Annotated in this window: 10 protein-coding genes; 7 read left to right on the forward strand and 3 right to left on the reverse strand. The window is 70.1% G+C overall.

Going from position 1 to position 13,023, the window contains the following annotated elements; all coding sequences use genetic code 11:
- Window positions 1-29: 29 nt before the first annotated feature.
- Entirely contained in the window at window positions 30-1,520 is a 1,491-nt protein-coding gene (locus tag ACFOY2_RS12070; RefSeq protein ID WP_379528055.1) for a hypothetical protein, read from the reverse strand.
- Window positions 1,517-3,046 carry a M14 family metallopeptidase gene (locus tag ACFOY2_RS12075; RefSeq protein ID WP_379528056.1) on the reverse strand — a complete coding sequence of 510 codons (1,530 nt, stop codon included), beginning with the start codon at window positions 3,044-3,046 and terminating at the stop codon, window positions 1,517-1,519. The genes ACFOY2_RS12070 and ACFOY2_RS12075 overlap by 4 nt, the downstream gene beginning before the upstream one ends.
- 201 nt (window positions 3,047-3,247) lie before the next feature.
- Here ACFOY2_RS12075 and ACFOY2_RS12080 point away from each other — a divergent pair, with 201 nt between their 5' ends.
- Complete coding sequence (locus ACFOY2_RS12080; protein ID WP_379528057.1) at window positions 3,248-4,144, forward strand: hypothetical protein; 897 nt, start codon at window positions 3,248-3,250, stop codon at window positions 4,142-4,144.
- Here the strand turns inward: ACFOY2_RS12080 and ACFOY2_RS12085 are convergent.
- Window positions 4,133-5,437 (reverse strand): GH1 family beta-glucosidase, encoded by a 1,305-nt coding sequence (locus tag ACFOY2_RS12085; protein WP_379528058.1) that lies wholly within the window; start codon window positions 5,435-5,437, stop codon window positions 4,133-4,135. The two genes, ACFOY2_RS12080 and ACFOY2_RS12085, sit on opposite strands and share 12 nt — an antisense overlap.
- A 66-nt stretch (window positions 5,438-5,503) precedes the next feature.
- On the opposite strand from ACFOY2_RS12085, the gene ACFOY2_RS12090 reads away from it, so the two are divergent.
- From ACFOY2_RS12090 to ACFOY2_RS12115, 6 genes are all read left to right on the forward strand, one after another.
- Complete coding sequence (locus tag ACFOY2_RS12090) at window positions 5,504-6,145, forward strand: TetR family transcriptional regulator (RefSeq protein WP_379528059.1); 642 nt, start codon at window positions 5,504-5,506, stop codon at window positions 6,143-6,145.
- Between the two features lie 33 nt (window positions 6,146-6,178).
- Window positions 6,179-6,538, forward strand: coding sequence for a MerR family transcriptional regulator (locus ACFOY2_RS12095; protein WP_379528060.1), 360 nt, complete (start codon window positions 6,179-6,181; stop codon window positions 6,536-6,538).
- Window positions 6,539-6,574: 36 nt separating this feature from the next.
- On the forward strand, window positions 6,575-8,032 hold the full coding sequence (locus ACFOY2_RS12100; RefSeq protein WP_379528061.1) for a penicillin-binding transpeptidase domain-containing protein: 1,458 nt from the start codon (window positions 6,575-6,577) through the stop codon (window positions 8,030-8,032).
- A gap of 88 nt (window positions 8,033-8,120) precedes the next feature.
- Window positions 8,121-10,475 (forward strand): ATP-binding protein, encoded by a 2,355-nt coding sequence (locus tag ACFOY2_RS12105; RefSeq protein ID WP_379528062.1) that lies wholly within the window; start codon window positions 8,121-8,123, stop codon window positions 10,473-10,475.
- A 341-nt stretch (window positions 10,476-10,816) separates the two neighbouring features.
- Window positions 10,817-11,590, forward strand: coding sequence for an AMP-binding protein (locus ACFOY2_RS12110; RefSeq protein WP_379528063.1), 774 nt, complete (start codon window positions 10,817-10,819; stop codon window positions 11,588-11,590).
- A gap of 122 nt (window positions 11,591-11,712) precedes the next feature.
- Complete coding sequence (locus ACFOY2_RS12115) at window positions 11,713-13,008, forward strand: ABC transporter substrate-binding protein (RefSeq protein WP_379528064.1); 1,296 nt, start codon at window positions 11,713-11,715, stop codon at window positions 13,006-13,008.
- The last annotated feature ends 15 nt before the right edge of the window (window positions 13,009-13,023 follow it).

The following is a 13,023-nucleotide window of genomic DNA, read 5'->3' on the forward strand; positions in this document are numbered from 1 at the left end:
GGGCACGCGCCCCGCCCCTCTTCATGACCTCAGCCCAGCAGGTGCCGCATGGACCGCTTGACCAGGTCCGCGCGGGTGGCCGGATCACTCACGGCCTCCACGCCGAAGCCGAGATAGACGGTGTCCTCGGTGACGACGCCGCCGCCCTCCTCGAAGACCTGGTCACTCCTGAACCAGTTGTTGACCGACGGGGACGTGCCCTCGGGAGGCGCCCCGACGGCCCAGCCGCCCAGGTCCGACTCGAACGAGGTCTGCTCGCTCGTCACGCCGTCCAGGGTGAGCGCGAAGTCGTCCAGGAAGACGCCCGCGCCCTGGGTGCTCCAGTCGCTGGTGTAGGAGATCGACAGCTCGACCCGCTTGCCCGCGTACGCGCTCAGGTCGATCTTCCACTGCTGCCAGCCGCCCGAGTTGCCCGAGGCGGCGTTCCAGGAGCCGGAGGTGCCGGTGGACTCGCAGCCGGGGCCCTGGTAGCGCCGGGTGAACGGGTGGAGCGTCCACCAGCCCTCGCCGCCGCTGGGCGGGTCGCAACTGCTGCCGGTCTCGGTGGTGGTGTGCCCGTTGGCGTCCGGCAGCGTGGTCCAGTCGTCACCGCCCGCCGTGCGCGCCTCGACCGTCAGGAAGTCCCAGGAGCTCTCGGTGTCGTACGACGTCCAGAACGACAGGTCGCCGCCCGACTTGCCGGTCAGGTCGACGGTCTTGGTCAGCCGCTTCCACGACACGTCCGCGATGCCGCTGTAGACGTCCCAGGAGCCGCTGTGCGGGTCGAAAGGACCGCCGGGACGCGCCCACTTGACAGGGGCCGAGCTCGCGAACAGCGGGAAGCGCTCCGAAGGCAGGATGGCCGAGGTCGCCACGAACGAGTTGGTGTGGCCGGGCTCGATCGTGGCGTTGAAACCGTCGAACCTGCCGCCGTTGCCCCGCAGCGCGAACGGCTGGCCGGTGCCCTGGTCGGTGCCCGCGTCGTCGAAGAAGACGTAGGCGCCCAGCCAGTACTGCTGGAAGTCGTTGAACACCGGGATGCACGGCGGGTCGTCGGGCACCGTGCACTCGGGCTGCGCCGGTTGGTCGGGCTGGTAGTAGTACGCGCCGTTGTTGTTGGCCGCGTACGACGGGTACTTGCCGGCGTGCAGCAGCTTGCCGCCCTCGTTGAGGTAGTCGCGCACGGCCTGCTCGGTGTCCACGCCGCCCTTGGACGTGGTGCCCGCGACCTGGCCGGTCGTCCGCGGGATGATGTCGTCGCCGGTCTCCCAGACCACGGCCTTGTAGTGGCTGAGCACGCCCAGCGGATGGGGCGCCTTGCGTCCCATCTTGTCCATGTCGTACACGTCGGAGGTGTAGCCGGCCGAGGTCAGCGCGGCGGCGTACTCGTCGGCGTACTTGGCCTCGCTGACGCCCTGCGCCGGGCTGATGCCCGTGACGTCCTCGGTGGCGAGGATCAGCACCTTGCCGCCGATGTCCGTCGAGACGCTGTAGGTGAAGTCCGCGCTCTTCCTGCCGATCGAGCTGAACCAGACCTTCACCCTGTCGCCGGACTTGGTTCCGGTGATCTTGCCGCGCAGCCGATGGTAGTAGCGGTTGTAGCCGTTGCCGTAACGCTCGCCGCCCTTCCACCCGGCAGTCGCGACCGTCTTGGTGCGGCCCCGTTGACCTGGTAGTTCAGGAACACGGGGCCGAGCTTGCGCTTGGCGTTGACCTGGACGACCTGCGACTTGCCGTAGCTGACCTCGAAGGGGTCGATCTCGAAGTCGGGCGTCGTGTTGCCCAGGTGGTTGACCGGCTCGACCGGGTTGACCGCCGACCTGGCCACGTCGAGCGCGAACGGCAGGCCCTTCTCGAACTCCGCCCGCACCAGCGCCTCGTCGTCGGGGAAGACGAACCCGCAGCCGTCGCAGCCCTCGTCGAGCTCAGGCGTCCACGACAGCGTGCCGTACTGGAAGTGCGCCCGGTCGTTGGTGTCGCCGTTGGTGGTGTACAGCTCGGCGCTGAGGTCGGGGTCGAAGCCGGGGATCGCCGGTTTGGCGTCGTTGCCGGTCAGGGCCTCGTAGATGGGGTTGTCGGCCGCCTCCGTGGCGATCTGGAAGCCGACCGGGTAGAGCAGCAGCGGGCCGTAGGAGTGGTAGTTGAGCTGCATCTCGAAACCGACGCGCTTGAGCAGGCCGTCCATGGCCTTGGTCTCGGGCTCGCTGGCCGGGCCCGCGCCCCGGTAGGTGTCGCTGCTGGGGATGCTCGACGAGCCTTCCTCGTCGTAGTGGAAGTTCGTGGGGAAGTTCCTGTTCGGGTCGACGCCGTCGCCGATCGTGATCCGGCCGTCGCCGTCGTTGTCGCGCAGGTTCTTGCGCCACAGGCGGTTGCCCTCGGTGAAGGTGAAGTCGTAGCCGTCGGGGTTGGCCACCGGCACGAACCACAGCTCGGTCTTGTTGAGCAGGTCCTTCAGCGTGGCCCTGTTCGCGATCACGTACTTGAGCAGCCGCATGTCGACCTCGGTGGCGATCCACTCGCGGGCGTGCTGGGTGGCGGAGTAGAGGGTGGCCGGCTTGACGCCGTCGGGCAGCAGCCGGGCGCCCGTGGTCACCTTGGCGGCCAGGATGTCCTGGCCGCGCAGGGTCTTGCCGATCGACTGCAGCTTGACGATGTCCCTGTTGGCGGCGGCGATGGCCTTGAGCTGGGCGGCGATGCCGCCGGGCTCGGAGTAGGACCGCCAGACGGTGTAGCCTCCGGCAGCCTGCGCCCTGGCGGCCTCCAGCTGGGTCTGTCCCTGCGGGTTGCGTACGGGCTCGGGCTTGTGGCCGAGCTTGCCGAGCGCGTCCAGGTCGGTCTGGGCCGCCGTGAGTTCGATGTGCTCCTTGCCGTTCTCGATCTCCTGCTGGACGACGTCGAAGCCCTTCTCCCTGAGCGTCTGCGCGGTGCCGGGCGGGCTGTCGAGCTGGTACAGCTCGATGCGGTCGCGCGGCGGCAGCGGATCCGCCGACGCCTGCGGAGTCATGGTCACGAGACAGCCGCCTAAACCCAGGACGAGGGCGGCGGCGAGGGTGAGTGGTCGAGACACGGTCTGCCCCTTCGCAGAGACGAGTTCGACCGCCATCTCAGACCGTTGGAGCGGTCTATACAAGGCCCAATCTTTTAGATCCTCCTTATTTAGTACAAATGATAAAAACTTCGCCAAAGGGGCGGCAGTTCGATCGTTCAGATGACAGATATCAAGATCATCTTCTATAGTTTCGGACCGTCATGAGGGGAGGGGGCGAACGTGAGAATCTGGCGGATCGCCGTTCTTGCCGTCGTCCTCGCCGGGCTGCTCGCGATCCCCGAGTCCCGGCCGGCCGCCGCCGCGCCATCCCCCGCCGAACTGCGCAAGCTCACCAAACAGGCGGCCCAGCTGAGTGAACGCTACCGAGGCCAGATCCAGAGCCTGGAGGAGATCAGGATCCAGGCCAAGCGGGCCACCGACACATCGGGCAACCTGGACGCGCAGCTCAGGGCAGCCGAGGCGGACGTCGCCCGCATCGCCCAGAACGCCTACATGCTGGGCCCCCTCGACAACACCCAGCTCTTCACGCCGACGATGGACCCGTCCACGATGCTGGGCCAGGCGGCCAACCTGGCCCAGATGGCCAATGAGCGCGCCCAGCGCGTCGAGAGCATCAAGAAGCTGATCGAGAAGTCCAAACAGGCGAAGGTCGACGTCAATGACAAGATCGAGAAGCTGAAAAAAGAGATCAAGACCATGCAGGGCAAGCGGCGCGAGATCGAGCGCCTGCTCTCCAAGTACGGTTTCCAGCAGCCCGGCGGCGCCGAGGGCCTGACTCAGCGGATGATTTCCGTACGCGCCGACATCATGCAGAACTTCCCGATGAAGTACGGCGTCGGCTGCCTGCGCCCCGGCGACCCCGGCGAGCACGGCAAGGGCCGCGCCTGCGACTTCATGATGTCCAGGGGCGGCACCATGGCCGCCGGGGCCGACGCACAGGTCGGCGACGCCCTCGCCGACTACCTGATCAAGAACGGCGCCCGGCTCGGCGTCATGTACATCATCTGGAAGCAGCGCTACTACGACATCAGGTCAGGCGGCGGCTGGGACCCGATGTCCGACCGGGGCGGGGTCACGGCCAACCACTACGACCACGTCCACGTGTCAGTGTTCTGAGGCCAGAAACCCCTTCAGCCACCGGTAGGACGCCTTCGGGGTGCGGCGCTGGGTCGCGAAGTCCACGTGGACGAGGCCGAAACGCTGGTGGTAGCCCTCGGCCCACTCGAAGTTGTCCAGCAGGGACCAGACGAAGTAGCCGCGCACGTCCACGCCCTCCCGCATGGCCTGCCTCATCGCCCCGATGTGCGAGTCCAGGAAGGCGATCCGCTCCGCGTCCTCGATCGTGCCCCGTCCGGTGACGAGGTCGGGCTGGGAGCAGCCGTTCTCCGTGATGTGGACGGGCGGCAGGGCGGCGCCGTAACGGGCTTTGAGCCCGGTGAGCAGCTCGCGCAGGCCGTCGGGGACGACCGGCCAGCCGAAGGCCGTGGTGGGGTGGCCGGTGATGCCCGCGTCGGAGAAGGGGAGGCCGTCGGCGGTGGGGGCGGCGATGCGGGTGGGGTTGTAGTAGTTGATCCCCAGGGCGTCGATGGGAGTGGCGATGACGTCGAGGTCGCCGTCGCGGAGGAAGTCGAGGGCGGGGGTGTAGGCCGACAGGTCTGGATATTCGCCGATGAGGACGGGGTCGAGGAACAGGCGGTTGTGCAAGATGTCATAGGCCTGCGCGGCCCTCAGATCGGGCTCCTGGGGCGAGGCGGGCCAGACCGGGGTGCAGTTGTTGGTGAGCGCCACTTCGCGCGCCCCTGCCGCTCTCAGGGCCCGCACGGCCAGTCCGTGGCCGAGGAGTTGGTGGTGGGCGGCGGGCAGGGCCCCGGTCAGCAGGGCCTGGCCGGGAGCGTGGAGGCCCATGGCGTAGCCGTAGGCCATGTGCACGAAGGGCTCGTTCAGGGTGATCCAGAGGGGGACGCGGTCGGCCAGGCGGGCCCCGGCGACGGCGGCGTAGCCGGCGAAGATCTCCGCGACGTCGCGGTTCATCCACCCGCCGCGATCCTGCAGCGGCTGGGGCAGGTCCCAGTGGAACAGGGTCGGCACCGGCTGGATGCCCGCCTCCAGCAGGGCGTCCACGAGGCGGTCGTAGAAGTCCAGGCCCTTGTCGTTCACCTCACCCGTGCCGTGAGGCTGGACGCGCGGCCAGGCGATCGAGAAGCGGTAGGCGTTCACGCCGAGGTCCGCCATGAGGGCGACGTCCTCGCGCCAGCGGTGGTAGTGGTCGCACGCCACGTCGCCGGTGTGGCCGTCCCTGACCCGGCCGGGTTCGTGGGCGAAGGCGTCCCAGATGGAGACGCCTCTGCCGTCCTCGCCGACGGCGCCCTCGATCTGGTAGGCGGCCGTGGCCGTGCCCCATAAGAACATCCCTGCTCCTCACGTGATCTCGACGTCGCGAACTTTACTCGTTGGTAATAAGTCAGGATGGGGGTCATGAGGAGTACCTTGCGCCGCCGGCCCGCCCAGCGCCGCAGCGTGGAGCGGGTGGAGCGGATGCTCGACGAGTGCGCGCTCCTGCTCGACGAGGTCGGCTACGAGGCGTTGACCACCAAGGAGGTCGCACGGCGGGCCGAGGTCCCGATCGGCACGTTCTACCAGTTCTTCCACGACAAACAGGGGCTGGTGCGGGCCCTGGCGCTGCGCAACCTGGAGGCGTTCCTCGAACGGGTGGCCGAGCGCATCGCCGCGGCCGAGCTGGGCCACTGGACCGACCTGGTCGACCTGGCCGTCGACGAGTTCGTCGACATGAAGCGCACCACGCCAGGGTTCTCCGTGGTCGACTTCGGCCAGGTGCTCCTCGGGCCGGGCGGAGCCGCGCTGGAGGGTTCCAGACGCGCGCTCGACGGCGCGCACGAGAACAACGTCGTGGTGGCCGATCGGCTGCGCGCGCTGACGGTGGAGCAGCTCGACGCCCCGGCGGGCCCCGGGTTCGACCGCGCGCTGCTGGTCGCGATCGAGGCCACCGACGCGGTGCTCAAGCTGGCCTTCCGGGCCGATCCCTCGGGCGACGAGGAGCTGATCGCCGAGTGCAAGCAGCTCGTCAGGCGCTACCTGGCCGATCATCTGGGCCATTGACCTGGAGCCCACTCCAGGTGGGATCCTTGGTGCGTGAGCGTGTACACACCCGCGGAAGTCGTTGTGGAGACCGGCTTCAGCCTCGACACCCTGCGTTACTACGAGAAGATCGGCCTGCTGCGGCGCATCGGCAGGAACGCGGCCGGCCAGCGCAGGTTCAGCCAGGAGGACGTCGGCTGGCTGGGAATGGTGCGCTGCCTGCGCGACACCGGCATGCCCATCGCGCAGATGCTGCGCTTCGCCGAGCTCGTGCGCGCGGGCGACCATACCATCCCCGACCGGATCAAGCTGCTGGAGGAGCACGACCAGCAGGTCCAGGCGCAGATCGAGAAGCTCGCCGAACGGCAGAAGTACATCCACAACAAGATTTCCCACTACCGCGACGTCCTGTAGCCGGAGCTTTGCCCGCCGCTTGTTAGACCGAGATCCATGGCGGATGGATCGAGGGTGCGGCGGGCAGACGTCCCGCTGGGCCGTCTCGCCCTGCTCTGCGCGGCGATGTTGTTCCTCCTGTTGGGGCACATCACCCTCATCCAGGCGTTCGGCTCGCACGCGCTCAACGCCGACCACAGGAACCAGCGGCCGGTGATCGCCCGGTACGCGCACCCGCGCGGCGACATCCTCACCTACGAGGGCACGCCCATCGCCGCCAGCGTGCCGTCCGACTCGGGGCCCTACCGCTACCGGCGGGTCTACCAGCACGGAGAGCTGTACGCCGCCGTCACCGGGCACATGTCGCCGCGCCGCCTCACCGGCATCGAGCACGCCCAGGACGCGCTGCTGTCCGGCGACGACCCGAAGGTCAGGGTGCGCTCCCTGGTCAGCGAGCGGGACGTCGAGGGCGCCGACGTCCGGCTGACGATCAGCGAACGGGTGCAGCGGGCGGCCTACGAGGGGCTCAAGGCCGCGGGGATCCCCGGGGCGGCCGTGGCGCTCGACCCCGCGACAGGGGCGGTCCTGGCACTGGCCACGTATCCGACCTACGACCCGAACACGCTGACCGCCTTCGACCCCGCCCGGCTCGCCGAGGCGACCAGGCGGCTCAGGCAGGCGCCGGGGCAACCGCTGCTGAACCGGGCGCTGCACCGCCTCTATCCGCCCGGATCGACGTTCAAGCTGGTCACCGCGGCCGCCGCGCTGGCGTCGGGGGAGTACACGCCCTCGGCCCCGGTGGACGCGCCCCCCAGGCTGCGGCTACCGGGGACGCGGACCTACCTTCGCAACTCGGGCAACGCCGCCTGCGGCGACGGCCGCCCCACCCTCCTGTACGCCTTCCAGGCCTCCTGCAACACGGCCTTCGCCACCATCGGACTGAAACTCGGCCAGGACCTGCTCAGGGACCAGGCGGAGGCGTTCGGCTTCAACGCGCGCGACCTGCGGATCCCGCTGGCCACGGAGCCCAGCAGGTACCCGCTGGGCATGGACCGCCCGCAGACCGCCCTGGCCGCCATCGGGCACCATGGCGACCGCGCCACCCCGCTGATGATCGCCATGCTGTCCGCCGCGGTGGCCAACGACGGGGTGCTGATGCGGCCCTACCTGGTGGAGGAGGTGCGGCTGGCGGACGGTTCCGTCATCAACCGGGCCGGGCCCACGCCGTACCGGCGGGCCGTGACGCCCGCGCTGGCGAAGTACCTGGCCATGATGATGACCAGGACGGCGCAGCCGAACGGTTCCGGGACCAAGGCGGCCGTCCCGGGGGCGGCGGCGTCCAGAACCGCCGCCGCCGACATCGTGCCGGGGGCCGAGGACCACGCGCTCATGACGGCCTTCGCGCCTGCGGGGACGCCGGAGGTGGCGGTGGGGGTGGTGCTGGAGCATCCGGGGACGCGCGCGGACGCGGTGACGACCATCACGCGCGCCGTCATCGACGCCGCCCTGTCGTGACGGCCGCTCAGCGCATGCCTGTGGGCACCGGCAGTTCTCCACCGATTACGTCTGGGCGCATGGCGTAGTTGGTGACACACTCACAGTGATGCTGCGATCTGCCGACTTCAGCAACCTGCCGGCCGAGCCGAACGCGTTCGTCGGCCGGGAGTCCGATGTGGACGAGCTCGTCCAACTGGTGCGTGTGTCGCGGGTGGTGACCCTCTGCGGGGCCGGCGGCATCGGCAAGACCCGGCTCGCGCTGCGGCTGGCCGCTAGGATCGCCCGCGACCACCCCGGAGGCGGCTGGCTGATCGAGCTGGCCGACCTGGAGAAGGGCGAGGTCAGAGGTCATGTCGCCGCCGCGCTGCGCATCGCGGGCGACCTGGCGGAGACGATCGGCGCCCGCCGCGTGATGCTGGTACTCGACAACTGCGAGACGGTGATCGCCGAATGCGCCGAGCTCTGCCGCGACCTGCTCCGCGCCTGCCCAGGGCTCACCGTGCTGGCCACCAGCCGCGAGCCGCTGCGCGTGCCGGGCGAGACGGTGTGGCGGGTGCCGCCGCTGTCGGTGGACGGGGCCGAGAGCGAGGCGGTGCGGCTGTTCGTGGCCAGGGCCGGCGCCGCCAGGTCGGGGTTCGGGCTGAACGCCGAGACGCTGCCGCTGGTCGTGGCGCTGTGTCAGGCCCTCGACGGGCTGCCGCTGGCCATCGAGCTGGCCGCCGCCCTGGTCAGGGTGCTGTCCGTCGGCCAGCTCGTCGAGCGGCTCGACGACCGGTTCAGGCTGCTGGCCGGCGGCGATCGCACGGCTCCCGCCCGGCACCGCACGCTCAGGGCCGCGGTCGACTGGAGTTACCGGCTGCTCACCCCGCAGGAGCGCCTGCTGCTGCGCCGTACGGCCGCCTTCCGCTCGTCGTGGACGCTCGACCTGGCCGAGGCCGTCTGCTCAGGCCCTGGCCTGCCCGAGGAGGAGGTGCTGCCCAGGCTCTGCGACCTGGTCGACAAGTCGCTGGTCGCGCTCGACGGCGAGATCGCCGGCCAGGCACGCTACCGGCTGCTGGAGACCGTCCGCGACTACGCGCTGGAGCAGCTCGCGGAGTCCGGCGAGGAGGCCGAGCTGCGGCGCAGGCACCTGATGGCGGTGGCCGGGCTGGCGGCGCGGGTCAAGGCGGCGCTGTCGCCGGAGACGCGCACGTCGTGGCCGGTGGTCGAGCGCTACGTCACCCTGTTCGACGGGCTCAAGGCCGAGGTGGCCGCGGCCTGCGACTGGTCGGCCGGCGTCGGCCTGCCGGAGGTCGCGCTCGGCCTGCTCACCGACGTGCGCTTCCTGCTGGTCGGCAGCGGGCGCAAGCTCGACGTGGCCGAGCGGCTCGACCGGCTGCTGTCTCTCGACGCGCCCCAGGTGCCGCGGCCGCTGCGGGGCCAGGCCATGGTGCTGCGCGGCGAGCTGGCGCTGGTGGCCGGCGACCTGGAGCTGGCCGAGCGGTGCGTACGCGCCGGGCTCGGGCTGTGCGGGGCCGCCGACGACGTCTACGGCGCGGCCGTCGCCATGATCGTGCTGGCCAGGATCACCGGCGAGCAGGACGCGCTGACCCACGCGATCGAGGTGGCGGGCCGGTCGGGCGACCTCGTCCTGGAGTCGATGGCCCAGGGCGCCAAGGCCGCCTTCGGCCTGCACCACGGCCGCCTGCACGAGGCGCAGCGCGCCTTCGAGCAGGTCCTGTCGATCAGCCAGGAGCTCGGCAACCACTACGTCCAGTCCTTCAGCCACATCGGCCTGGCCCAGGTGGCAAGGCGCGCAGGCGACGCCTCGGCGGCCAGGCGGCACTACGAGTCGGGGCTGCGCCTGCTGCGCCGCGTGGACGCAGGGCAGCAGATCGTGAGCTGCCTGGCCGGGCTCGGCCAGGTGGCGCTCGACCAGGGTGACCTGGTGGAGGCCAGGGTCAGGCTCACCGAGGCGCTGGTGCTCAGCCGCGACGCCGGGTTGCGCGCCAGCATCGGACGGCGCTTGGAGGCGTGGGCCCGCCTGGTGGCGGCCGAGGGCGATCATCGGTGCGCGGTGCTGCTGGCCTCGGCCTCGGTGGCGCTGCGCGCCCGCCGGCCCGACGCGCGTACCGAGGAGGTCCTGCGCCCGGCGCGTGACGCGCTGGGCGAGGCGGTCGTGGACGTGTTGTGGGCCGAGGGCGGCGCCATGACCGCCGACCAGGCGGTGGCCTGCGCGCTGGACGGCACGCTGCCCGCGCTCCCGCCCGCCCCGGTCCTCCCCGCCGACCAGGGCAGCAGGCTCACGCCCAGGGAACGCGAGATCGCCGAGCTGGTCACCAGAGGGCTCAGCAACCGGGCGATCGCCGACGAGCTCGTCATCAGCCCCGCCACCGTCGCCCGACACGTGGCCAACATCCTGGCCAAACTGGGGTTCAGCACGCGTACACAAATTGCCGCATGGATGATCCAGACCCGCTGATCCGCCGACCTCTCTACACAATGCGGCGCCCGCCCGCTTACATCTACGAATGGCCATGTCGGCGCATGTGCCGACCCCTTCTGCACACCTACCGTTTCTTCCTGTGATCGACCGCGTGGCGCACGCCCCCATCGAGTCGGGGCAACTGCGGCCGATCAGCCGGGACGTCACGCGTCCCCGTGGAATTGGGCCTCCTCGGAGGGGTGGAGGCCCGGTTCCAGGCGCGTGACAGCGGGCTCGAGCCGCGCAGGGCTCGGGCCCGCCCTCCCCGGCTGAATGCACATCGGCCTACATACATCGGGGGATGCTGCCGCGACCCCGGCCGCCGTACGTTGTCGGGCATGAAACCCCGCGTATCGACCTCCGGCACCGTGATCCACGAGGTGTTCCGCCGGGCCTACGAGCGGGGTGACCGGCCGGCGCTCGTCGACCTGCGCGGCGGCCACGTCTACGGCTACCGCAAGCTGGTGACCCAGGTGACCAGGGCGGCCTCCGGGCTGGTGCGCAGGGGCGCCAGGCGCGACCAGGTGGTGGGCGTGCACGTGCCGACCGCGGGCGCGCAGACGCTGGCCATGCACACGGTGCTGGCGGCGGGCGGGGTGGTCGCGCCGGTCGATCCGGCGCTGTGCCCCTTCGAGATGGCCGCGTGGTTGCGCCAGTGCGACGCGCGCACGCTGATCACCACGCCCGACCTGGCCGAGAAGGCGGTCATGGCGGCCGAGGCGTCGCGGGTGCGCCAGGTCGTCTCGCTCGGCTCGGCGCTCGACACGATCGATTTCCGCAGCCTGCTCAGGCTGGCGCCGACGGCGCTGCCCGCGCTCGACGCCAAACGTCAGGGCGCGCTCGTGCTGGCCGAGGGCCGCCGCCTGTCCCATGCGGGCCTGCTGATGAAGATGGCCGAGCTCGATCTGTCCGTCCGCCTGGCCGAGTCCGACGTGGTGCTGACCACGTGGCGGCCCGACGGCGGTTGCGACCTGCCCGCCCTGGTCTGTCTGGCCGTCTCGAAGGGCGCGCTGGTGGTCGTGTCGGGCGGCGGCGATGTGCCCGGCACCGGCCACGACTACAGGGTCACCGTGGTGACGAGCCCGGCGGGCGAGCTGAAGCGCGTCCGCTGAATATGCGGAGCTGTTATCCGCCCATCCCTTGACGCCGCGCGGCCGGAAGTGGGTTGATAGCCGTTGTTGACAACGTTGTCAAAATCACCAACTTCGGGGGCTTTCGAAGGAGATGGTGTGCGATGCGACGGTGGTTGGCGGCCGTCTCGATCACGATGGCGAGCGTGCTGGGCCTGGCGGCCTGCGGCGGTGGCGGCGGGCAGACGGCCCAGTCGCCGACCGCCAGCGGCGGCGGAGGCAAACAGCAGGTTGAGGTCTTCTCCTGGTGGACAGGTCCCGGTGAGGCCGACGGCCTGCAGGAGATGCGCAAGATCTTCGAACAGCAGAATCCGAACTACACCTTCTTCGACGCCGCCGTGGCGGGCGGCTCGGGCGACAAGGCCAAGGCGTTGTTGCAGTCGAAGCTCCAGGCCAGCACCCCGCCCGACACCTTCCAGGGCCACGCGGGCGCGGAGCTGCAGGGCTACATCAAGGCAGGCAACCTGGAAGACCTGACCTTCCTCTATGACGAGCTGAAGCTGAAGGACGTCTTCCCCGCCCAGCTCGTCGAGCAGATCAGCGTCGAAGGCAAGATTTACTCGGTGCCGGTCAACATCCACCGCTCCAACGTCCTGTGGTTCAACCCGGCCGTGCTGAAGGACGCGGGCGTGGCCGGCGCGCCCAAGACGATCGAGGAGTTCGTCGCCGCGCTGGAGAAGGTCAAGGCCAAGGGCAAGATCCCGCTGTCCATCGGCTCGGAGTGGACCGTCACCCACCTGATGGAGAACGTGCTGCTCGGCTCGATGGGCACCGACGCCTACAACGCGCTGTTCAAGCCGGGCGCCGACTGGAACAGCCCGCAGGTGACCACCGCGCTGCAGAACTTCGCCAAGATCATGACGTACGCGGGCGACCCGCAGGACGACTGGCAGCCGGCGGCCAAGCAGGTCGCCGACGGCGAGGCCGCCTTCAACGTCATGGGCGACTGGGCCTACGGCTACTTCCACAACCCCCCGGACGGCGGTCTGGGCAAGACGTCGAAGACGGACTTCGACTGGGCGCCCGTCCCCGGCACCGCCGGGACGTACATGTGGCTGTCCGACAGCTTCACCCTGCCCAAGGGCGCCAAGAACCGCGACGGGGCCGTCGCCTGGCTGAAGGTCGCGGCCAGCAAGGAGGGCCAGGACGCCTTCAACCCGAAGAAGGGCTCCATCCCCGCCCGCAAGGACGCCGACCAGGCGCTCTACACCGACTACCTGGCCGACGCGCTGAAGGACTGGTCGAGCGACAAGCTCGCCGGCTCCATCCAGCACGGCGTGTCGGTGAACCAGCCCTGGCTGGCCGCGATCAACGAGGCGGTCGGGCTCTTCCTCGCGAGCAAGGACGTCAAGGCCCTGCAACAGGCGCTGTCCGACGCCGCCAAGTCGAACGCTCAGTAGCTCATCGGGGGTACG

Origin of the sequence: Nonomuraea purpurea (assembly GCF_042650645.1) — a bacterium.
Taxonomy (GTDB): domain Bacteria; phylum Actinomycetota; class Actinomycetes; order Streptosporangiales; family Streptosporangiaceae; genus Nonomuraea; species Nonomuraea purpurea.